This window comes from Candidatus Kurthia intestinigallinarum (assembly GCF_003991225.1).
Lineage (GTDB): Bacteria > Bacillota > Bacilli > Bacillales_A > Planococcaceae > Kurthia > Kurthia populi.
Window position 1 is genome coordinate 279,498 of the sequence record NZ_JTFC01000026.1, and the last position, 23,124, is coordinate 302,621.

Below are 23,124 nucleotides of genomic sequence, written 5' to 3' on the forward strand. Positions count from 1 at the left end.
ATAATCCCCCTTAAAATAGAAAAAGCCAGTCTCAAAGGAGGCTGGCAAGAAGCGTGATTACTTAGTTTCACGGTGAAGTGTCATTTTGTTATCACGAGAGCAATATTTTTTTAGTTCTAAACGTTCCGGATTGTTACGTTTGTTTTTCTTAGTAATGTAGTTACGTTCACCACATTCTGTGCAAGCTAATGTAAGATTAACGCGCATTGTGTTATCCCTCCCACTCGTTATATTTTTTTAGTGAGCATGATTTATACGACTAGCCCATTATATCATATTGGTTAAAAAAATCTACAAGTATTTCGTTTTTTTTATGTTACAATGTAGTCAATTAGCATAATTAGCTTTTTTTAGTTAATTTGCGCTAGATACTACATATTGGAGTGATGAAGTTTGGATTTATCGATTATCTTAATGGGCGCAGGTATCCTCGTAATCATCGTGTCATTGTTTATGAGTCGCTCAAAAACTATGGACGCAGACACCGAGGACATCTCTGTCACATTATACAAAGAAACCTCCCAAATCAAACGGCGCTTAAAAGTGATTGAAGAGGAATTATTACTTGAACAACCTACCTTTAAAGTCCCTTCATCAAAACCCACTACATCAGGCATTCACCAAATTTTAGTTAGCCAAGTACTTGCATTGCATAAACAAGGGTATACGATTTCACAAATTGTCGAACGCTCTTCTCTTACACCACAGCAAATCGAAAAAATTATTGCTACGGGAGGAAAACTATTATGAGTGCTTCACTTCGCTCCTTTGGCATTGGCCTTTTCGTTGCTGGCGCAGTACTTGGTATGGTGCAGCTCACATCGAAAGAAAGTCCTGACACGCAACAGAGCGTGAAAGACACGTCAACAACTGCTACAACCGTTAAAACACTTGAAAAAGAAAATGCCGCACTAAAAAAAGAACTTACGGCACTTGAAAAAAAACTTAAAAAGCAGCAACAAAAACAGCCAGCAAAAAAAGCAACAGCAACTTATACATTACATATTGAAACGGGTATGGGGACAACTGAAATAACGAATACGTTACAAAAAGATGGCATCATTTCCGATGCGCGTGAATTTGAACAATATATTATCGATCAAGGTCAGGCTACTCGATTGCAAAACGGCTCGTTTACACTTCAAAAAGATATGAGCTACGCCGCTATTTTAAAGGCATTGACGAACTAAATAAAAAGAGGCTGAAAACACGTCATTTTCCTTTTTTAGCGTTCGCAAAGAAAAGCCGGAACCGCGCTACAGCGCGATTCCGGCTTTTCTTATACTCATATGAACGGTCGTTTTTATACGTATGTCCCAGCCTCTTTTTTAATCAAAAGCATAATGCTTTCCTTTTACTAAATAAAACAGTGATTCTGCCAAATTCGTCGCATGATCTGCTGCGCGTTCGATGTATTTACATACAAATGACAACTGCTGTAGCTGACTCTCTGCGCCAGTTTGTGTATGGGTTGCTTCTAATAATTCAGTTAGTGCCTCGCCATATAGCGCATCAATTTGATCATCCATTTCAGCGAGCACCTTTGCCTCGAGTAAATTTTCCGTAATAAACAATTGCAGCATATCACGTAGCATTTTTACTGCAAGGCCCCGCATACGATCAATTTTTTCAATTGGTAGCGTTAATTCTGTTTCACCAAGGCGAATCGTTTCTTTTGCGATATTTACAGCATAGTCTCCGATACGTTCCATTTCGCTCGCCGCCTTTACAATGACCATCACCCGACGTAAATCCGTTGCCACTGGCTGCTGCTTTGCAATTAGTAATAGTACATCGTCTTGGATATGCTGCTCTAGGCGATTAATAAAACGATCTTGATCAATAAGTACCCATGCTTTTTCAACATCTTTTTGTAATAATCCATCTACTGAGCGATCAAAAGCATGAATCGCTAATTCACATAAATCGACAAGACGCTGCTGCACACGCGTAAGCTCTTGCTCATATTTTTCACGAACAACCATCATCATAGCCCCCTAGCCTAGCCGAATCGTCCAGAAACATAATCTTCTGTGCGCTTATCTGTTGGATTTGAGAAAATTTTATCTGTCGTATCAAATTCAATGACCTCACCATTTAAGAAAAAGGCTGTTTTATCTGAAATTCGCGCCGCTTGTTGCATATTATGCGTCACAATAATAATCGAGTAATTTTCTTTTAGCTCTTGTACAAGTTCTTCTACCTTTAATGTCGAAATTGGATCAAGTGCCGAAGTTGGCTCATCCATTAAAATAACATCTGGTTCAATCGCCAGACAGCGTGCAATACAAACACGTTGTTGCTGCCCACCTGATAAACCATATGCATTGTCATGTAAACGGTCCTTTACCTCATCCCAAATGGCCGCACCGCGTAGTGACTGCTCAACAATTTGATCTAATACTTTTTTATTTTTGATGCCATGAATACGCGGTCCGTACGCAATATTATCGTAAATTGATTTTGGAAAGGGATTCGGCTTTTGGAACACCATTCCCACCTTTGTACGTAGCTCCTCTACCGAATAGCCTTTATCTAAAATATTGTGCTGACGATAATTAATTTCTCCCGTTGTACGCACACCTGGTACGAGCTCTACCATACGATTTAATGTTTTTAAATACGTCGATTTCCCACAGCCAGACGGTCCAATAATGGCCGTCACATTATTTTCTTGAATATTTAAATTAATATCTTTTAACGCATGGTTATTGCCATACCATAAATTTAATTGATTCGTTTCATAGACATTTTCACGCTGTTTATTTTTTAAAACCTGCATCTTTTTTTTGGCTTGTTGTTGTTCCTGTACGATAGCTTGTACCATGACAAGTCCTCCCTTAATAACGATTTTGGAATTTATTTCGAATAAATACGGCAATACTGTTCATAAAAATTAACAGCACCATTAACACTAAAATACCAGCCGCTGCAACATATTGGAATTCTTCTTGTGGACGCTTTGCCCAGTCAAAGATCAACATCGGTAACGCCGTAAATTCACTTAATACGCCCGCTGGTAAAAACTGCACGATAACGGGAATACCAATAACAACAAGTGGTGCTGTTTCACCGATTGCTCGTGATAATGCTAAAATACTACCTGTTAGTACCCCTGGAATTGCCGCTGGTAGCACGACTTTGCGAATCGTTTGCCACTTTGTTGCGCCCATACCATAAGATGCCTCACGAAGACTTCCTGGTACCGAGCGAATCGCTTCCTGTGCTGCCACAATAATGACCGGTAAAATTAATAAACTCATCGTTAAACCTGCTGCTAAAATACTTTTTCCCATGCCAAGCATTCGTACAAAAATCGTTAAGCCTAATAAACCGAATACAATCGATGGCACACCTGCCAGATTTGAAATATTCATTTGAATAAATGTCGTCAGCTTACTTTTTTTCGCATACTCTTCTAAATAAATCGCGGCACCTACACCAAGTAGAAGCGATACCGGTGCAACAACTGCTAGCATTGCAAGAGAGCCTACTAACCCGGCAAATACCCCTGCTTTCTCAGGAAAGCGTGATGAGAAATTTTGAAGAAAATCAAAGGATACATAACCAGCACCTTGTGTAATCATTCGATAAAGTAAAATGACTAAGGCAAGTAAGGCAAGTAAGGTTGCGCCAAGAAATATATTTTTAAAAACCGTATTTTTCACACGGCGCTTCGTCATCTGGCGCTCGACAACCTCATGATTAATATAAGCCATTTAGTATTCCTCCCTAAACTTCTTCGAAATCCATCCCGCAATTAAATTCATCATCAACGTAAAGATAAATAATGTGAAGCCTACTGCATAAATTGAGTAATAAATTGTCGTACCATATCCTGCATCACCCGTTGAAACTTGGACGATATACGCTGTCATTGTTTGAATAGAACCTTCTACATCAAAGTTAAATAATGGTGTTGAGCCACCTGCAAGTGACACGATCATCGTTTCACCAATGGCACGTGACATCGCGAGAACAATCGATGCAAGGACACCTGATAATGCGGCCGGTAGCACAACTTTTAAGGCCACTTCAAATTTTGTTGAGCCTAGGCCAAATGCCCCTTCACGCATCGCATTTGGAACGCTTGATAGAGCATCCTCTGAAAGTGAAGCAATTGTTGGTAAAATCATAATACCGATAATAATCCCCGGACTTAGTGCGTTAAAAATCTCTAGACTCGGAAATACCTTTTGAAGCATCGGTGTCACAAACGTTAAAGCAAAGAAGCCATAAACAATTGTTGGTACACCAGCTAATACTTCTAAAATTGGCTTAATCAGGCGACGAACTTTATCAGATGCAAATTCACTTAAATAAATCGCTACAGCAAGGCCAAGTGGAACCGCAACGATAATTGCAATACCCGTTACTTTCAGTGTTCCGATAACGAGTGGTAGCACCCCGTAGGAAGGATCCCCTGCAAAAGGTAGCCATTCCGTACCCGTAATGTACTCCAAGAAGCTAACACGCCTGAAAAATTCCACTGTTTCAAAAATCAATGTAAACACAATACCAATCGTTGTGAGGACAGAAACGGCTGCTGTAATAAACAGCAATACTGGTACTATTTTTTCTGCTTTGCGGCCAAGCCCCTTTTTTTTCTTGTCCGCAATCATTTGCTGCACATCGAGCGACTTTTCTCGTTTTTGTGAGACCAACTTCAAAGACTCCCTTCTATTTAAAAAGACGGCATGCTTTGCAGACCGTCTTTTTACCTGCTATATCGCTTACTTTTTAAATTCTTCTAATTTTTTCTTATCTTCTTCATATACGTTATCTGGTGATTTCACATAACCTACGCTCTCAGCCATCGCACCTGCATTTTCAAGCGCATATTCCATGAAATTATACATTGCTGGCTCCTCTAATGCTTTATTGTTTGCATAGACGAATAATGGACGAGAAAGCGGTGTGTAATCGCCTGATTGAATCGTATCATGTGTAGGTTCTACGCCATCAATTTTCACAACTTTTAGTTTATCTTTATTCGCTTCGTAATAAGCAAATCCGAAGTAACCAATCGCATTTTTATCTGACTCAACACCTGTTACAAGAACATTATCATCCTCAGATAGCGTTGCTGATTTATCAAGTTGCTGTTCTTCAAGTACATCGTTTACAAAGTAATCGTATGTGCCGGAGTCAGTTCCTGGCGAGTAGAATTTAATTTCTTCATCTGGCCAGTCTTTGTTGATATCCGACCATTTTTTCTTTTTGCCGTTATCTACCCAGATCTCTTCTAGCTCTTTAACGGTCACATCCTCAATCCAATTATTATCTTTGTTAACAACGATTGAAATTCCGTCATAGGCAATCTCAAACTCTGTATAATCAATGCCTTTTTCTTTTAGTTTGGCCGCTTCCTCTTCTTTTACTGGTCGAGAAGCATTTGAGAAGTCTGTTTCGCCATTAATGAATTTTTCGAAGCCGCCACCTGTACCAGATACACCAACAGAAACTTGAACTTTTGGTTGAGTAGCTGCGTATTCCTCAACAATCGCTTCCATAATTGGTGATACAGTAGAGGAGCCATCGCCTGCAACTTTACCTTGCAATTGTTCTTCAGATTGTGCGCTTGTTGATGTTTCTGATGACGAATTACTCGCCTTTTGATCAGCGCCACACGCTCCTAGTAATAAAGCTGATGTTGCCATTGATGTCACCATTAGGTACTTCCATTTTTTCATTGTTACTTCCCCCTACACATGTCGTTTGTTATTCTTTACACGTTTAACTATAAAGAATGATTGTAAGGCTCGTATTTGAGTTATGTAAGGAAATATGAAAGCATTGTAAATTCCGTGTAAATAAAAAAAAAGAACCGCTATAAAGCGATTCTCTTCCTATTATAAGCTTAACGAGTAATTTTATCTCCGACCGTTTGCTTTTGATCTTTTGTTTCTTGTTTTCTCAATTTAAAGAATGCATCTACTGCTTCACGTGCCATGAGGTTATTAGGCGTTGAGTGCTCTGCAGTCGTAGACATCCATGGCATAATAACCGCATAAGCTACTTCTGGATTATCTTTTGGCGCGAAACCAATGTGAGATACCGTAATTGAATACGTACCATATTTCTCCTTTTTTGGACCGTAGTAAATTACTTCGGCTGTTCCGGTTTTACCGGCTGCTTTATATTTTGCATCCGAGAAGAATTTAGAAGCTGTACCGCTAGGCGTATTATAAACCATGCTCATACCTTCATGAACCTGATTGTATTCTGCCTGTGTATTATTCGTATGATTTAAAATAGTTGGTTCGATTTCTTTATCTAGTCTACCAAGTGTTTTACCATTTTCAGACGGCTCATGAATTTCTTTTAAAATATGCGGTGCAATACGATCCCCGCCATTTGCTACAGTTGACACATATTGTGCTAGTTGGAGCGGTGTATACGTATCATACTGCCCAATTGCTAAATCGAGGTATTTCCCTGGTAATGTTTCATTCCCTTTAACCCCAGTAAATTCGCCTGGTAAATCAATACCCGTTTCCACACCTAAACCAAAACGAGCATACCCATTACGCATTTTTTGGAAGTCAGCTGCTGTGATGCCATTAATACTTTGTTGGCCATAATCAATACCTGCTACTTTTAACGCTGTTTTAAACATATACACATTCGATGATTTTTGAAGCGCAACCTTATCACTGATAACACTTGATTGTGCACCTGATCGGTTATAAAGAGAAGATTTCGTCATGCCACCAAGCTTCATCGGTGCATCCAAAATACCTGTACCTGGGGTAATTGCACCATATGAATACCCTGTTAATAGCGTACCCGCTTTCACGACTGACCCTACTTCATACGATGATGTAAAGGCACCAATCGAATAATCCGTTACTTTCATTTTGCCAGATTCATCGGTTTCAAGCTTTTTGCCACTCATTGATAAGACTTCACCCGTATGTGGGTCCATCATTACAAGGAATGCACGGTCTAATAAACCGGCTGTGCCATTTGCTTTTGTTTTTAATAAGTATTTTTCAACAATACTATCCGTTTTTTCTTGTAATTTACTATCAATTGAAATGACTAAGTCTTTGCCAGCCTGCCCTTCTTTAATCGTTTTCGTATCAACGACTTGGCCGCTTGAATTTGTTTCACTTTTCACAACGGCTTTTTGACCTTGTAGTAATTCTTCATATTGTTGCTCTAAATAACTTTTACCAACACGGTCATTACGTGAGTAATCTCGTGCTAAATAATATTGCAACTTATCTGCCGGAATCCCTTCTTCAGGCGTTGTTGTTTTCCCTAAGATGGTTAAATCCGATTTTTTCTTACGTGCCCAATCTGTTGTTGTGTTAACGCCTGGTAAGTTATTTAATCTTTCAGATACAACCGCAAATTCTTTATCACTTACACCATCACTTTTAATAATCTGTGGCGATAAGTTATACCCTGCAACCATTTTGCTATAAATTGCTAATGTTTTTAAATCTGATTTGGTTAATGTTTTTAATTCTTTTTTCGTAATGCGATCTCGTGTAAGTTCATCGATTTTCGCTTGAATTTCAGATGTTTCGCCACCTTTTTTACTAATGGCTGCCTGCTCTTCTTTGCTAACTTTCTCCGCAGCAGCATCTGCATTTAAACGAATCCAATAATCTTTTTTGTCCCGCTCAGTCAACTTCGACGTATCCATTTTTATTAACTTTGATAATGCCGTCGCTGTTTCTAACATCTCTGTTTGTTTCGTTGTAGGATATTTGGTGTACGTAATGGCATTTTTCGCTTCATTATCAACGAGCACTTTCCCATTACGATCATAAATACGGCCACGCGGAACACTTGTATTGACCGTTACTTCCTCAGTTTTTTGTAATTCCTTTACATAATCTTCACCTTTGACAATTTGCATGTAACCTAGGCGTAAAATTAAGACCGAAAATAGTACGAAAATCGAGAAGAAAAGAACATTCATTCGAAATGAAAGACTAGCGCGTTGGTTCGCTTTTGGATTCGCTGCGCGCTGCTTTTGTGCTTTTTGTTTTCGTCGCATCAAATTCCCCCCTTCTGCTCAATTCACAATTAGTAGTATATCATTTTTCACCTTAAAAAACATAAAGTCTTAGCGGGTTCACGCAATTTTTCGTCCATAAAAAAAGCACGCACCTTCATGACGTGAAGGGTACGTGCTTTGTTCCATTTAAAATGGATTATTTTGCAGCAGCGTAAAGTTCTGCTACTTTATCCCAGTTTACAACGTTCCAGAATGCAGCGATGTAGTCTGGACGTACGTTTTGATAGTTTAAGTAGTAAGCGTGTTCCCAAACATCAAGACCTAATACTGGTGTTTTACCTTCCATGATTGGAGAATCTTGGTTTGGAGTAGAAGAAATTTCTAATTCGCCGTTTGCTACTGATAACCAAGCCCAGCCTGAACCGAAGCGAGTTTTTGCAGCGTTAGCAAATTGTTCTTTGAATGCGTCGAATGAACCAAATTTAGCATCGATTGCAGCTGCTAATTCACCTTCTGGAGCGCCTTTACCGTTTGGAGTAAGTAAAGTCCAGAATAATGAGTGGTTTGCGTGACCGCCACCATTGTTGCGTACAGCTGTACGTACTTCTTCTGGTACAGCATCTAAGTTAGCAATGATTTCTTCAACAGATTTACCGTCGAATTCTGATTTGCCTTCTAAAGCGCCGTTTAAGCCTTGTACATATGTGTTGTGGTGCTTGTCATGGTGGATTTCCATAGTACGAGCATCAATGTGTGGTTCTAGTGCGTCAAACGCGTAAGGTAATTGTGGTAATTCAAAAGCCATAATTCAAATTCCTCCTTGAGATAAGTAAATATTAGTTTTTACACTCTTAGATTATCAAAAACTTCCCGGTTGTTCAAATAAAATTCACTGAAACTGCATATTTCAGCCTTTTGACTGAAATCCTAGTAAACTTCAAGGATTAGACAGCAATGACAAAAATGACAATCATGATAACTTGAATAATCCCTTTTGTAACAACGGATGTCAAGAATCCGATGAGTGAACCGAACCCAATTTTGCAGCTTGTTAAAAAATCTTTTCGACTAACAATCCATTCTGCGACTACAGCCCCAATAAATGGGCCTAATAGTATACCTGCGAACGGAATAACAAAAGGTCCGATTAATAAACCAATTGTACTTCCCCATACCCCTGCATTTGTGCCACCAAACTTTTTTACACTAATCCAGTTTGAAATGGCATCTGCCCCGAAAATTAATACTGTTAATAAAATTTCAATAAGCCAGAACCACCAAGGTAAATCACCGAAGTTGAAGAAGAGGCCATATACAATAAACCCTGCAAAGATACACACAACCGCTGGAATAATCGGATAAACTAACCCGGCAAATGCCGCAATAAATAATAGGATAATAATTGTCCACGCTAAAATTGTCATCAAACTCCCCCTTTCTTATTTTCTTATAGATGCTTCTGCAATATTGACACAATGGTCACCAATTCTTTCTAAATTGCTCATCATCTCACTAAATATAATACCCGCATGGGCCGAACATTCACCATGATTTAGCCGATGAATATGTTTTTTACGACTGGCCCGTTCCATTTCATCAACTTGTTCCTCTAGCAGCATAATCTCCGCACGTAGCGAACGGTCGGCCGTATCAAATAATAAAATTGCCTTCGCTATCATTTGTTCGGTCATTTCAAACATGCGATTGAGCTCTGTCATCGCAACATCACTAAAGGAACTGCGCTGATGCATTAAATCATCATAAAGCTCTACAATATTTTCTACATGATCGCCGATACGCTCCAAATCACGAATCGTTTCTAATAAGGTATGATGCCGTTCGGATTCAACTTTTGATAATTGGTGCGCTGAAATTTTGACTAAATAATTCGTAATCGTCTGCTCGCTGCTATTTAAAAACCCCTCAAGCTTTAACGATTTCGTTCGCAAGCTACTATCACCTGTATTCACATACTCTCGCATTGCTTGATAGCCCTGCTGGCAAATTGTTGCCATATGAATCGTTTCTTCTTTCGCTTGGCCAACTGCTAGCACCGGTGAAATCTCTACTAAATTACGCTCTAAATGGGTCGGCACGTAATCCGTATCAGATATATTCCCTTTAATACATTTTTTAATTATCCACATAATAGCTCCAATAAAAGGTAAGAGTACAATCGTCGTGACACTATTAAAAGTACCATGCGCAAAAGCGATACTCATACGTAAGCTTAAATCCGTTGTATGCTGTAGCCACGTAATATAACTAATAAATGGGGTCATAACGATGAAAAATAATATTGTTCCAAAAATATTAATGACTACATGTGATAATGCCGCGCGTTTTGCTGACGTTGCCATCCCAATCGAAGCAACGCACACCGTTAATGTCGTACCGATATTTTCGCCATATAAAATGGGCATCGCCGCTTCAAGCGAAACGCCCCCTTGCGCATATAAGCTTTGTAAAATGCCCACTGTCGCACTACTAGATTGCACAATAGCCGTTGTAATGATACCGAGTAGCATGCCTGTAACTGGCATTTCACTTAATTGTCCACTCCATTCTAAAAAGCGTGTGGATTGAATAACTGGTTTAATCGCTGAGTTCATCCAAGCTAAGCCGATAAACATCCCACCAAACCCGAATAAAAACTGTCCCATATTTTGAAACGTGTGACGCTTTGAAAAGTACACACTGAATGCGCCTAACGCTAGTATTGGAAAGGCAAAGTAGCCGATATTAAAGCCGAGTAAAAAAGCGGTCAATGTCGTACCAATATTGGCGCCTAAAATAATCCCGATTGATTGACGCAATGTCATAAAGCCGGCACTGACTAAGCCAATCGTAATAATGATGGCCGCTGTACTTGATTGTAAAATAATTGCTAAACCAATGCCGATGAGCACACCCATCATTGGATTTGCGGTATAGCGATGCAATAATAAGCGCAGCTGCTCGCCCGCCCAGTTTTGTAAACCATGTCCCATATACTTTAACGAAAATAAGAAAAACCCTAAGCCACCTATAAATTGAAACGCGGTTTGCCAATCCATTTTTGTCGTTCCTCCTAAGTCTTGATGTCACACTAAATTATGTACTACATGTAAATCATTTGTAAATCATTCCTTTTTTACTGTAAAGCACTGCAACTTTCCAATCAAATCCTTCGTTTACTGTAAGAAAAAGGCTTATACTTATGAAAGAACAAGTATTACAACATTAAAACACCACAAAAATGCTGTCTCAGACAATTTTTGTATACGAAATGTTTCTTTGTTGTCAATTCATAAAAAACACTGCTAAAATAGTGAATAGTGAAGGCAAAAAGCCTATGAAGGAGAGAGTTTTCATGAATGAAATCACACACCGTTCTAAAACACGCCCTGTACGTGTTGGGGATTTAACTATCGGTGGTAGCAATGAAGTCATCATTCAAAGTATGACAACAACAAAAACACACGATGTAGAGGCAACTGTAGCAGAGATTCTTCGTCTTGAAGAAGCAGGCTGTCAAATCGTTCGTGTCGCTTGCCCAGATGAACGCGCAGCAGATGCATTAGCAGACATCAAAAAACGTATCCACATCCCATTAGTTGCAGATATCCACTTTGACTATAAACTTGCCTTAAAAGCAATTGAAGCAGGCGTAGATAAAATCCGGATTAATCCGGGGAACATCGGTCGCAAAGAAAAAGTAGAAGCTGTCGTTAATGCAGCAAAAGCAAAAGGTGTACCAATTCGTATTGGTGTAAATGCCGGATCACTCGAACGTAAAATCGTTGAAAAATATGGTTACCCTACTGCAGATGGTATGGTTGAGTCTGCACTTCACCACATTAAAATCCTAGAAGATTTAGACTTCCACGATATTATCGTATCGATGAAAGCTTCTGATGTAAATCTAGCAATCGAAGCGTATGAAAAAGCCGCAAAAGCTTTTGATTACCCACTACACTTAGGGATTACAGAATCAGGCACATTATTCTCTGGTACAATTAAATCTGCCGCCGGTCTAGGTGCGATTCTTTCAAAAGGTATCGGGAATACATTACGTATCTCTTTATCTGCTGACCCTGTAGAAGAAATTAAAGTAGCACGTGAATTATTAAAAACATTTGGTTTAGCTTCTAATATTCCAACATTAATTTCTTGCCCTACTTGTGGACGTATTGAAATTGATCTAATCTCAATTGCTAACGAAGTAGAAGAGTATTTACAAACAATTAAAGCACCAATTAAAGTGTCTGTACTTGGCTGTGCCGTAAACGGTCCTGGTGAAGCACGTGAAGCCGATATTGGTATCGCTGGTGCGCGGGGTGAAGGTTTATTATTCCGTCACGGTAAAACTGTTCGTAAAGTTCCTGAAGAAACAATGGTTGAGGAATTGAAAAAAGAAATTGATATTCTTGCAGAAGAATATTATGCGAAACAAGCGGCTGCAAAAGAAGAAGCAACGAAGTAGTCATTCACTTAGGAGGGCATTCGATGAGTAAAAAATACAGCTTTGGTATTGATATCGACGGTACCGTGACAACGCAAGAATTTATGGTGCCCTATATTAACAAACACTTCAATACGAATGTAACTCTCGATGATTTTACAGAATACAATTTATTAAATGTTTTACCGATTGATGCTGTTGAATTTCAAAATTGGTTTTTAGCAACTGAAATTGAAATGTACACAAATCCACCTGTACAAAAATTTGCACATGAGACATTACAAAAATGGTATCCAAATGCTGCATTAAACTATATTACAGCCCGCCAAGACAACTCATTTGATGTCACAAATCATTGGTTCAAAAATCAACAGATACCGATGGATTCATTGAGTATTGTTGGCAATGCTAGTAAAGTAGCTGCTGCAAAAAAACATCAAGTTGAATTATTCTTTGAAGATAAATATGAAAATGCCATTCAATTGCATGAAGAATTAAATATTCCGATTATTTTATTCGATGCACCTTATAATCGTCTTACACTACCTAACGACGTGATTCGTGTCCAAAGTTGGCAAGAGGCTGAACGCTGGGTCGCAAAAGAATTTGGTATTTAATAAAAAAGAGGAAGTGCCTAATCGCACTTCCTCTTTTTTTATTAAGATACTTTTAATTTATATTTCTTTCCTGCATTTGAATAGTACACATAATTTTTATTAATATACACATTCGTGCTAAATTTCTTTTTCAACGTTTTTAATGACTTACCATTTGTTTTGATACTCGCTAAATAGCCACTGTTTGAATAATTGCTGAAATATAGTTTACCGTTATAATACGCTAAATCTTGTACACGAATTGCCGCTAAACGCTTATGCTTTTTCGTTTTTTTATTATATGAATAAAGCTGTTGATTTTTCTTATCATTCGCATAATAAATCATTGTGCCATTTATCGCTACAGAAGAGGTATCCTTCAAGAAATCATATTTTGTATCCGTTGCTTTTGGATAAAGTGTCGGCGTTGTTGCGACATGATCCTTATTTAACGTTTTATCGCTCAATAAGAAGTATTTATGTGACACGCTATTGGCACGATTTAGTACTGGGTCATTCCACGTGACATCTAAGTTATACCACTTACCGTCCACTTTTACTTTATTCCACGCATGATCTTGCGGATTACCATCTTTATCATAAGCTACCCCTACGACATAACGTACTTCCATCCCTAATTCTTTTAATAATGCATATGCCGCCGTTGCGTAGCCCTGACAAACAGCCACTTTATCTTGCAATAAACCGTACGCTGTATAACGATCATCTGTTGTGTCACCGTATGTCGTATTTAATACTAAATAGTCATTCACTGCTTTTACACGGTCAAATTGACTTTTGTTATTCTTTTTAATCGTATTCGCAATCGTTTTTAATGTCGCATCTGCTTGCTGTTTTTTCGCTTTTGTTGTGAAATAATCAATATTTAATTTAAAATCGGCTGATACCGGTTTCCCCCCCACAGACTTTAATGAAGAGCTCGTTGAAACGCTTTGTAAGATGCCTAAAATTTCATCATTCCCATTACCAACAGCCATTGAAATTGGGGTGATATTACGATAAATCGATTCCACATCTGCACCAGTGTACGTTATTTCTAATAAACTATCCGCATTTTCCATTGCCTGCTCAATTGCTTTTTCCAAATCTTGCTTATTATCAATATTAACATTGACGGCTGAAGCACTCGTAGCTAGTGAGCCACACGCCAACATGCATGTTGCTGTTAAACTAACGAGCCATTTCGATTTCGTCATACGTATCGTCTCCTTTAGCATTTAATAAAACTATTATCATATAAAATATACATTTTAAATGTCTTTTGAATCATTATATACATTTATTATGTATCAAAAGAGCAATTAATGTCAATTTAACGTATTAGAACTTTAACCTCATTTATCTCTTTTTGAACATGTACTTTATCATGTTTTTTTAATTTATAGAATCTTTTTACCCATTAAAATGTTTCTCAATCTATTCTTTATAACGATCTTATTTTCTCTGTAACTATTTTAGAGAAAAGGCCTTTCCACATAAAAAAGAGACTGGGGCAAAACACGTCATGTACCTTTTTAATGTTCGCAACAAAAAACCGGAACCGCGCTAAAGCGCGATTCCGGTTTTCGATATACTCCGATGGGTGGTTGTTTTTACACATAGTCCCAGCTTCTAATATACTTAACTCTTTATTTTTTACGCCTTTTGACAGGCTGGACACTTACCGTAAATTTCAAATTTATGACCTTCAATTTCATAACCTGGCAATTGCTCTTGTAAGAAATCCATTGGGCATAAATGAATTTCGCGAATGCTACCACATTCCATACAGATAAAATGATGGTGATGATGCTCCGTTTCACAATGCATACGGAAATGTTTCTCACCCGATAGCTCCGTTTCCTCTAAAATCCCTAAGGACACGAATGTCGATAAGTTTCGATAGATTGTATCATAGCTCATCCCAGGATAATCTTTCTTCATTACATCAAGCAAATCACGTGCTGTTAAATATTTCTCGCTATCTGCAAACATCTCCAAAATTTGTTCACGCTTATCTGTTTTTTTAAATCCTTGCTCTTTTAATACTTCCCATGCTTTTGATACATTCATACTCTACTACTCCTTTCAGACACTTCGTTTTGTTGCGATTTTCTTCACAAGCATTGCCATTAATAAAATAATAATCGATGTAATAACAATCGTTCCACCTGGTGCTAAATTTAAATAAAATGCTGTCACAAGACCGACTAATACCGCTGTTTCACCAAAGATAATGGCATAGATAATCGTTTGCTTAAAACTTTTCGCTAAACGAATTGCTGCCGCAACAGGTAATGTAATCAGTGAGGATACGAGTAAAATGCCGACAATGCGCATACTTGCTGCAATGACAAGCGCTGTAATGACCATAAATAACATATGAATGGCTTTTGTGCGTAAGCCGCTTGCCCGTGCATACTCCGCATCAAATGATGACACAAACAATTCTTTATAAAATAGTGAAATAAAGGCAATTACAACAATTGCAATAACGATGACTATCCATAAATCTTGACGACTTACAGCAGATACGGAGCCAAATAAATAACTAAACAAATCGGTACTAAAGCCTTGTGCTAACGAAATAAAAATCGCACTCAAGCCAAGTCCTGCAGACATAATAATTGGAATCGCTAATTCTTCAAAATGCTTATAAACGCCACGTAGTTTTTCAATTAATAGAGACCCTCCTACAGCAGAGGCAATCCCTAAGTAAAGTGGATTTAATGTTGCGAACCCAACAAAGGTTTGTGATAAATATAAACTTCCTGCGATACCCGCTAGTGTGACATGGCTTAGCGCATCGGCAATTAAGGATAAGCGCCGTACGACAATAAAGACGCCTAATAGCGGTGCTAAGACACCAATCACCATACCAGATAAAAAGGCATTTTGTAAAAAATCATATTGAAATATTGAGGAAATCATACACATTCCTCCTGTTCAATTGAATAACTGTACCATGCACTGATTTGTTCTTTCGTCAGCGCCTCATAGCCTTCTTTTGAGCCATAGTAATGGATTTTACCATTAAGACAAGCCACATCCGTTACCGCGCTCTCTACAACGCTCATATCATGCGTGACAAGCACAAGCGTCATACCCTCTTTATTTAATTTCTCCATTAACTGATAAAAGATAGCGACATTTTCTTGATCGACACCTACTGTTGGCTCATCTAAAATAAGCATTTTAGGCTTCGCGATAAGTGCTCTTGCAATAAAGACACGTTGCTGTTGCCCACCTGATAGCTCCCCGATATTACGATTTAAATACGGTAGCATATCTACTGCTTGTAAGGCCTCTCTTATCAAATCTTGTTGATTCGTTGCTTTACGTTTAAATAAGCCCAATTTTTTCGTTAAGCCACTTGCGACTACTTCTTTCACAGTTGCAGGGAATCCCCCATTAAAGGCATTCGCTTTTTGAGACACGTAACCGATCCACTCACGCTTTTTAAATTTCGATGCTTCTTCACCAAATAGATGAATCGCACCTGTTGTTGGCTTTAATAAACCTAAAATAATTTTTAAAAGAGTTGATTTCCCCGAGCCATTGGGGCCTAATAATGCGACGAAATCTCCCTCATTAATTGTTAAAGATAAGTGACTAAGCACTTTTGTATAGTCATATTGAAATGATATATTTTGCAACTCGATCAGGGGCTGCTTTATCATACACTTCTCTTCTTTCTAATTCAGAATCGTTACGATTTACAAATATTTAGTATAGCGAAAAAAGATTCTATTGTAAAGTAAAAATTCTTGTCTTTCATTGTTCATTAAAAAAAGCCAGCCATCGCCAGCTTTTTTCGTTTATTATCCGCGTAATGCATCGATTTGTTCTGGCTTAAAGTTGCCTGTGCGTAACATCTCGATTTCATATAAATACGGTGCTTTTGTATTCTTTTTATCTGGTCCTACCCATGGTGTTTCTAAAATTTTCGGTACCGCTTCGAATGCCTCATGATGTACAATACGATGCAGCGCCTCAAAACCAATATGACCAAAGCCAATATTTTCGTGACGGTCCTTATGTGCACCACGTTCGTTTTTACTATCATTAATATGCAGTACTTTAATATTTTTCAAGCCAATATAATGCTCAAACTCAGCTAGTACGCCATCTAGGTCTGCCACAATGTCATAACCCGCATCATGTGTATGACATGTATCAAAACAAACCGATAAACGATGATTATTATGCACACCATCAAAAATTTGTGCTAACTCTTCAAATGTACGACCACATTCTGAACCCTTTCCAGCCATTGTTTCGAGCGCAATTTGCACTGGCGAATCAACCGTTAACACTTCATTTAAGCCCTCGATAATACGTTTAATACCAACCTCAGCACCCGCTCCAACATGCGCTCCTGGATGTAGGACGATTTGTTTTGCACCTAATGCTTCTGTACGTTCAATTTCTTTTTGTAAAAATTCCACACCTAGCTCAAATACAGCCGGCTTCGTCGTATTACCTAAGTTAATAATATACGGTGCATGCACGACCATTTCCATAATGCCATGCTCTTCCATATGAAGTTGCCCTGGGATAATATTCAATTCTGAAATATCTTTACGACGTGTGTTTTGTGGTGCGCCTGTATAAATCATCATTGCTGATGCTTGATATGATGCCGCCTCTTCACTTGAGCCTAGCAACATTTTTTTACCATTCATTGAAACATGTGAACCAATTAACATGAAAAAATCCTCCAATTCAACAAAAGAAACGCGCTTATAAATGAGCGCGTTTCCTTTCTTTTCTATAATAAAATTATAGCAATTTCCATCGGAACTTCCTATGAATATGCTTATTTCATACGTTGACGACTACGTTTACGACGTTCTTTTTTCTTAATTTTATCCATTTCCCAGCGCATATTACGTTTGTACCCTGGTTTAACTTTTTTCGGTTTACGAACTTTTGATTTTGCGATACGGTCGATTTCGTCTTCTTTACGTTCACGTTTTTCACGTGCATGACGTTCTTTCATATCGATAATTTCACCATTTTTAATATCTTTTGGTTTAAATTCAATACCGAATTTTTCTACTTCTACAATACGATGCTCTTCAGAAGGTTCAAAGATTGTAATCGCTAAACCTTTGTTACCCGCACGCGCTGTACGCCCTACACGGTGAACAAAAAATTCTAAGTCCTGTGGCAGTTCGTAGTTGATTACGTGAGATACACCTGGAATGTCAATACCACGAGCAGCAAGATCTGTTGCTACGATATATTGGAATTCTAAATCACGAACTTGTTTCATCATTTTCTTACGTTCACGAGGTGTTAAATCACCGTGAATACGTCCTGGCTTAATACCATTATGAGAAAGGAAGTTTGCTACGTAATCAGCTTGTTTACGTGTATTAACGAAAATAATCGCTAAATATGGGTTGATTGCTTTTGTGATTTCTAGTAATTTATCATTTTTTGATTTTGAACGAGTTGGAATCAAATAAAATTCTAAGTTTTCAGCAACTGGGCGTTTGTCATTCATTTCAACATGTACTGGTGAAGTCATGTATTTACGTAAGAATGGTTGTAAGCTTTCTGGTACTGTTGCAGAGAATACATACATTTCTAATGTATCTGGCATTTGGCTAGCGAATGTATCGATATCTTCAATGAAACCCATATCGAATGCTAAATCCGCTTCATCGACTACAAGCATATTAGCTGTATGAACAAGCAACGCTTGTACGTTCACTAAATCGCGAATACGTCCTGGAGTCCCTACGACGATTTGAGGTTGCGTTTTTAGTTTATCGATTGAGCGTTGTTTATCTGTACCACCGATGAATAATTTCGTCTGGATATCTGTGCCTTCGACAAGTTTAGCTAACTCAATGTGAATTTGCGTAGCAAGCTCACGAGTTGGTGCAGTAATAACTGCTTGGACTTCTTGTTTGTCCTCTACAATACGTTGTACGATAGGAATTAAGAAACTATGTGTTTTCCCTGTACCTGTATGCGCTTGACCAATTGCGCTTTTTCCTTTTAAGATAAGCGGAATGATCTCCTTTTGAATAGGTGTTGGTTCTGTAAAACCTAATTTCGCGATTGCGTCACGCAAAAATGGTTTAAATTGATAATCTGTGTACTTTGACATTTTGTCACTCCTTACTTCATTCCCTCATTGTAACATGCTTTCGTTCGAGAATCCATTTGACTATAATAGCTTTTTGTATGTTTTTCGTCAATAAAATCTTCAAATTGTCAAAACTTTGTATAACGTAAAAACGTCCGTTATAATAGAACCGATGAATGTTTCTTTATTTTTAGATGAAGAAACCACTCGAAAGGAGTTAAATAATTTATGAAAGTCACAAAAATTACCCCACGAGGATATTGCTACGGTGTTGTCGATGCGATGGTCATTGCGCGAAATGCCGCATTAGATAAATCATTACCACGCCCTATTTTTATTTTAGGTATGATTGTACACAACAAACATGTAACAGATGCCTTTGAACAAGATGGCATTATCACATTAGATGGTCCAAATCGTTTAGATATTTTAAATCAAGTCGAGAGTGGTACTGTTATCTTTACAGCACATGGTGTATCACCTGAAGTACGTGAATTAGCACGTAAAAAAGGGTTAGTTTCTATTGACGCAACTTGCCCTGATGTAACGGTTACACATACGTTAATTGAAGAAAAAACAGCAGAGGGATACGACATTATTTATATCGGTAAAAAAGGCCATCCAGAGCCTGAGGGTGCTGTCGGCGTTGCGCCAGACCGCGTCCACCTCGTGCAAACAGTAGCAGATATTGAGGCACTTGAAATCGAGAATGATAAATTACTCGTAACAAACCAAACAACGATGAGTCAGTGGGATGTTATGAGTTTAATGCAAACATTAACATTAAAATTCCCAACAATTGAAGTACATGAAGAAATTTGTCTTGCTACACAAGTTCGTCAAGAGGCGGTTGCTAATCAAGCAGGTGCAACAGATTTATTAATCGTTGTTGGTGACCCACGCAGTAACAACTCAAATCGCTTAACACAAGTTTCAGAAGAAATCGCTGGTACACCATCTCACCGCATTGCTGATTTATCTGAACTAAAATTAGAATGGCTAGAAGGTGTTGAAAATGTAGCCGTAACAGCAGGTGCTTCTACACCAACACCAATCGTTAAAGAAGTGATTAAATTCTTAGATCAATATGACCCAGAAAACTCAGAAACACACGCCATCGAACGTCATATTACACTGGATAAAATTTTACCAAAAATTAAAGAACCAAAACCTGTTAAACGCATTGAGCCATATTAATGCGATAAACAAAAAAGAGCCTAGGAAAAAACATGTCATTTTCCTTTTTTAGCGTTCGCAACGAAAAACCGGAACCGCGCTACAGCGCGATTCCGGTTTTTCTTATGTTCATAGGAGCGGTTGTTTTCACACGTATATCAAAGCCTCTTTTTTATTAAATAAACTGAAATGGCTCTGTTGATAATTCAGATGACAGAAATGACACTTGTAGCTGTTTCTCAGCACATAATGCCGCCATTTTACTTGCTACACCTTGCTTCATAATGCTCTCTACGTGATGTCCTGGATCCACAACATGTAAGCCCATTGCTTCTGCATCCTGTGCAACGTGGAAATATAAATCCCCCGTTACATAAACGTCCGCACCTGCTCTTTTGGCTGCTTGAATATATTTATTACCGTCACCACCAAGTACCGCCACTTTTGTGACCATATCCTGTAAATCGCCAACCACACGTACAGTTGGTACATGCAAGGATGTTTTTACATGCTCCGCAAAGGCTTGTAATGTCATTGAATTTTTTAATGTCCCAATGCGACCTAAGCCCATTGTTTTCGCCGCTGTTTCAAGTTTAAAAAAATCAAAAGCGACTTCTTCATATGGGTGTGTATTGTACATTGCACGTAATACTTTATTTTTTAAAGAATCCGGTACGACAACTTCTACTTTTACTTCAGGCTCTACATGAAGTTTACCAATACTACCCGCAAAAGGTTCTGCACCTTGTTGTGCCTTATAACGACCTTCACCAGTTGATGTAAAACTGCATGCTTCGTATAAGCCAATGCTCCCTGCACCCGCGCCTGTAAGTGCCTGTCTTAGCGCATCCGCGTGACTTTCTGGCACAAAAATAGCCAGCTTATATAACGTTTCCTTGTAACTAGGCACAAGTACTTCACGCTGTTGAATATCTAAAGCATCTGCTAATAAATCATTGACGCCACCATCAGCAACATCTAAATTCGTATGTGCTGCATAAACAGCAATATCGTGTTTAATAAGTTTTTCAAATAACTGACCTTGTGGTGTATCTGTACGCAGATTAGCGAGCTTACGGAAAATCGGTGGATGATGCGCAATAATTAATTCGCATCCCTTTTCAATTGCTTCATCTACAACTGCTAAATTCACATCAAGCGTCACGAGTACTTTTGTTACTGCTTTGTTTAACGTACCAACAGCCAACCCAATCGGATCACCGTCCATTGCGGCAATTTTTTTAGGAGACCAACTCTCAAAAATTTGAATAATTTGTTGACCATTCGTTTGTTTCACTATGCGAGCACTCCTTCTACCGTTTCAATTTTTGTTAGAAGCTCTTGCTTTTTATTCATAATGGCTGGCGTTTGTTCTGCCTTTTCCATATTTTTTAACACAGTATGCCATTGTGCAATTTCATGTGTCCATTTTTCAACAAATACATCATTGCGCTCGGCCATTAATTTCTCACCAAGTAATAATTCTAGCTCAGAGAGTGGTTTTTTCCCTTTTTCTAACACTAAAATTTCGTAAATTTTTCCATCTTCTTTAATAATCGCTTCATCTACAATCATAAAGTCATGAGCAACAGCCCATTCACGGATGGCAATCGCGTGAATATTTGGCTGTAAAATTAAGCGCGTAACGCCTTCTAGACCTTGTGGATAATGGTCTAAAATAGAAGCGATTAATGGCCCTCCCATACCAGCAATGGTAACTGCTGTTACACCGTCCTCTGGTTGAATAGCTTCAAGACCATTGGCTAAACGCACGGTAATTTGCTCGCTTAGTTGTTCTCGTTGTACTTCATGACAAGCAGATTCATAAGGACCTTTCACTACTTCACCTGCAACGGCTTTTTTAACAATTCCTTGATTCACTAAAAAACAAGGTAGGTATGCATGGTCGGAACCAATATCTGCAACAACCGCATCTTGTGGAACAAAAGCTGCGACTGTTGCTAAACGTTTTGATAATTTCTGGGCATTCATAAAAACTGTGCCCTCCCTTCGATACCATTGTAACGAATTTCATGTTTTTTTCATAGAGAAAGTACTACAGTTCTTTGCACAAAAAAAGACGAAATCCTATCATCTCGATTCGATTTCGCCTTTCATAATTATGTAGCTAGCTTATAGGAAGAAGCCAAAGAGAATAATAACGGCTAATCCTAAATATCCTGAAATGATAAAATAAATTAATTTCATTTTTGTACCAACTAAAAGCCATGCGACACAATTAGCAATTAACACACTATACATCACCCATGTGTCACCCGGTGCAAACATACTCGTAACGCGTACACTGAGCGCAAAAAGTAATAATGCCGCAACTGCAAATGTTACCGTTTTCATTAGCTTTGTCGTCGTTTCTTTAAATGCCATGTAGAGTACAATCCCAATTGCTACTACACTAATGGCAATTGGAATGAGGATATACTGTGCGCTAAATATGTACATCATCATCATACTACCCACTGCTAATAGTGCAGCAATTCCATATACTAGCCAAGTTTTTGAACTAGGTTTTTTCTTAACAGGTTCATCAGTTGCTGTATCATCATCATCTCCTCCAGTATAAAGGGTCGTTAAAAAGTCACAGTAATGCTCTGGAAGTAATTTATTCGTTTTCCAAAACGCAATTTCATGTAGAATGATGTCTTTTTTCTCCTCTTGCACGGTAAGTCACCTCCTCGCTAATCAACCTTTTGCGTCACAATATAGCGTTAAAGGTATCAGGCTTCTTCTAATTCATCGGCATAAATTGTTTTATCTTTTACTATTTTCAGGAAAATTAGCGAAAAAGAATTTAAGACACAAAAAAGAGGCT

24 protein-coding genes are annotated in these 23,124 nt (G+C 38.3%); 5 read left to right on the plus strand and 19 right to left on the minus strand.

Annotated features, from left to right (window positions below; translation table 11 throughout):
* Nucleotides 1-57: 57 nt before the first annotated feature.
* The gene (gene rpmG / locus QI30_RS07335) at nt 58-207 is read right to left on the minus strand and encodes a 50S ribosomal protein L33 (RefSeq protein ID WP_126990281.1); all 150 of its coding nucleotides are present in this window, start codon (nt 205-207) and stop codon (nt 58-60) included.
* 186 nt (nt 208-393) lie between these two features.
* Between rpmG and QI30_RS07340 the strand changes: the two genes are divergently transcribed.
* Together QI30_RS07340 and QI30_RS07345 are read left to right on the plus strand one after the other, a co-directional pair.
* Nucleotides 394-750, plus strand: a complete 357-nt coding sequence (locus QI30_RS07340) for a helix-turn-helix domain-containing protein (protein ID WP_126990282.1) — start codon at nt 394-396, stop codon at nt 748-750.
* Nucleotides 747-1,190 carry an endolytic transglycosylase MltG gene (locus QI30_RS07345; protein ID WP_126990283.1) on the plus strand — a complete coding sequence of 148 codons (444 nt, stop codon included), beginning with the start codon at nt 747-749 and terminating at the stop codon, nt 1,188-1,190. The genes QI30_RS07340 and QI30_RS07345 overlap by 4 nt, the downstream gene beginning before the upstream one ends.
* Nucleotides 1,191-1,328: 138 nt before the next feature.
* Here the strand turns inward: QI30_RS07345 and phoU are convergent, their stop codons facing one another.
* From phoU to QI30_RS07390, 9 genes are all read right to left on the minus strand, one after another.
* On the minus strand, nt 1,329-1,991 hold the full coding sequence (phoU, locus tag QI30_RS07350) for a phosphate signaling complex protein PhoU (RefSeq protein ID WP_370323598.1): 663 nt from the start codon (nt 1,989-1,991) through the stop codon (nt 1,329-1,331).
* 11 nt (nt 1,992-2,002) lie between these two features.
* Nucleotides 2,003-2,782, minus strand: coding sequence for a phosphate ABC transporter ATP-binding protein PstB (gene pstB, locus QI30_RS07355; RefSeq protein WP_139992762.1), 780 nt, complete (start codon nt 2,780-2,782; stop codon nt 2,003-2,005).
* A gap of 58 nt (nt 2,783-2,840) precedes the next feature.
* Nucleotides 2,841-3,719, minus strand: a complete 879-nt coding sequence (pstA, locus tag QI30_RS07360) for a phosphate ABC transporter permease PstA (RefSeq protein WP_126990286.1) — start codon at nt 3,717-3,719, stop codon at nt 2,841-2,843.
* Nucleotides 3,720-4,664 carry a phosphate ABC transporter permease subunit PstC gene (pstC, locus tag QI30_RS07365; protein WP_233600542.1) on the minus strand — a complete coding sequence of 315 codons (945 nt, stop codon included), beginning with the start codon at nt 4,662-4,664 and terminating at the stop codon, nt 3,720-3,722.
* A gap of 69 nt (nt 4,665-4,733) precedes the next feature.
* Nucleotides 4,734-5,693, minus strand: a complete 960-nt coding sequence (locus QI30_RS07370; RefSeq protein ID WP_126990287.1) for a PstS family phosphate ABC transporter substrate-binding protein — start codon at nt 5,691-5,693, stop codon at nt 4,734-4,736.
* Between the two features lie 167 nt (nt 5,694-5,860).
* A complete protein-coding gene (locus QI30_RS07375) occupies nt 5,861-8,014 on the minus strand; it encodes a peptidoglycan D,D-transpeptidase FtsI family protein (RefSeq protein ID WP_126990288.1) in 2,154 nt (717 codons plus the stop codon).
* A gap of 157 nt (nt 8,015-8,171) precedes the next feature.
* Nucleotides 8,172-8,780, minus strand: coding sequence for a superoxide dismutase (locus QI30_RS07380; protein WP_126990289.1), 609 nt, complete (start codon nt 8,778-8,780; stop codon nt 8,172-8,174).
* A 139-nt stretch (nt 8,781-8,919) separates the two neighbouring features.
* On the minus strand, nt 8,920-9,399 hold the full coding sequence (locus tag QI30_RS07385) for a DUF456 domain-containing protein (RefSeq protein ID WP_126990290.1): 480 nt from the start codon (nt 9,397-9,399) through the stop codon (nt 8,920-8,922).
* A 15-nt stretch (nt 9,400-9,414) separates the two neighbouring features.
* Nucleotides 9,415-11,031 carry a Na/Pi cotransporter family protein gene (locus tag QI30_RS07390; RefSeq protein WP_126990291.1) on the minus strand — a complete coding sequence of 539 codons (1,617 nt, stop codon included), beginning with the start codon at nt 11,029-11,031 and terminating at the stop codon, nt 9,415-9,417.
* Between the two features lie 296 nt (nt 11,032-11,327).
* Here QI30_RS07390 and ispG point away from each other — a divergent pair, with 296 nt between their 5' ends.
* Together ispG and QI30_RS07400 are read left to right on the plus strand one after the other, a co-directional pair.
* The gene (gene ispG, locus QI30_RS07395; protein WP_126990292.1) at nt 11,328-12,440 is read left to right on the plus strand and encodes a flavodoxin-dependent (E)-4-hydroxy-3-methylbut-2-enyl-diphosphate synthase; all 1,113 of its coding nucleotides are present in this window, start codon (nt 11,328-11,330) and stop codon (nt 12,438-12,440) included.
* A 23-nt stretch (nt 12,441-12,463) separates the two neighbouring features.
* Nucleotides 12,464-13,036 (plus strand): 5' nucleotidase, NT5C type, encoded by a 573-nt coding sequence (locus QI30_RS07400; RefSeq protein WP_126990293.1) that lies wholly within the window; start codon nt 12,464-12,466, stop codon nt 13,034-13,036.
* Between the two features lie 41 nt (nt 13,037-13,077).
* Here the strand turns inward: QI30_RS07400 and QI30_RS07405 are convergent, their stop codons facing one another.
* From QI30_RS07405 to QI30_RS07430, 6 genes are all read right to left on the minus strand, one after another.
* On the minus strand, nt 13,078-14,232 hold the full coding sequence (locus QI30_RS07405; RefSeq protein ID WP_158620986.1) for a transglutaminase domain-containing protein: 1,155 nt from the start codon (nt 14,230-14,232) through the stop codon (nt 13,078-13,080).
* Between the two features lie 439 nt (nt 14,233-14,671).
* The gene (locus QI30_RS07410) at nt 14,672-15,088 is read right to left on the minus strand and encodes a Fur family transcriptional regulator (protein WP_126990295.1); all 417 of its coding nucleotides are present in this window, start codon (nt 15,086-15,088) and stop codon (nt 14,672-14,674) included.
* A 15-nt stretch (nt 15,089-15,103) separates the two neighbouring features.
* The gene (locus QI30_RS07415) at nt 15,104-15,946 is read right to left on the minus strand and encodes a metal ABC transporter permease (protein ID WP_126990296.1); all 843 of its coding nucleotides are present in this window, start codon (nt 15,944-15,946) and stop codon (nt 15,104-15,106) included.
* Complete coding sequence (locus tag QI30_RS07420; RefSeq protein WP_126990319.1) at nt 15,943-16,692, minus strand: metal ABC transporter ATP-binding protein; 750 nt, start codon at nt 16,690-16,692, stop codon at nt 15,943-15,945. Before QI30_RS07420 ends, QI30_RS07415 begins: the two co-directional genes overlap by 4 nt.
* A gap of 144 nt (nt 16,693-16,836) precedes the next feature.
* Nucleotides 16,837-17,724, minus strand: coding sequence for a deoxyribonuclease IV (locus tag QI30_RS07425; RefSeq protein ID WP_126990297.1), 888 nt, complete (start codon nt 17,722-17,724; stop codon nt 16,837-16,839).
* A 110-nt stretch (nt 17,725-17,834) separates the two neighbouring features.
* Complete coding sequence (locus tag QI30_RS07430; RefSeq protein WP_126990298.1) at nt 17,835-19,139, minus strand: DEAD/DEAH box helicase; 1,305 nt, start codon at nt 19,137-19,139, stop codon at nt 17,835-17,837.
* 207 nt (nt 19,140-19,346) lie between these two features.
* Here QI30_RS07430 and QI30_RS07435 point away from each other — a divergent pair, with 207 nt between their 5' ends.
* Nucleotides 19,347-20,315, plus strand: coding sequence for a 4-hydroxy-3-methylbut-2-enyl diphosphate reductase (locus tag QI30_RS07435; protein ID WP_126990299.1), 969 nt, complete (start codon nt 19,347-19,349; stop codon nt 20,313-20,315).
* Nucleotides 20,316-20,469: 154 nt separating this feature from the next.
* Here QI30_RS07435 and QI30_RS07440 read toward each other — a convergent pair whose 3' ends face one another.
* From QI30_RS07440 to QI30_RS07450, 3 genes are all read right to left on the minus strand, one after another.
* Nucleotides 20,470-21,591 (minus strand): Nif3-like dinuclear metal center hexameric protein, encoded by a 1,122-nt coding sequence (locus tag QI30_RS07440; RefSeq protein WP_126990300.1) that lies wholly within the window; start codon nt 21,589-21,591, stop codon nt 20,470-20,472.
* A complete protein-coding gene (locus QI30_RS07445; protein WP_126990301.1) occupies nt 21,591-22,286 on the minus strand; it encodes a tRNA (adenine(22)-N(1))-methyltransferase in 696 nt (231 codons plus the stop codon). The genes QI30_RS07440 and QI30_RS07445 overlap by 1 nt, the downstream gene beginning before the upstream one ends.
* Nucleotides 22,287-22,427: 141 nt before the next feature.
* On the minus strand, nt 22,428-22,973 hold the full coding sequence (locus QI30_RS07450; protein WP_126990302.1) for a hypothetical protein: 546 nt from the start codon (nt 22,971-22,973) through the stop codon (nt 22,428-22,430).
* Nucleotides 22,974-23,124: the final 151 nt, after the last annotated feature.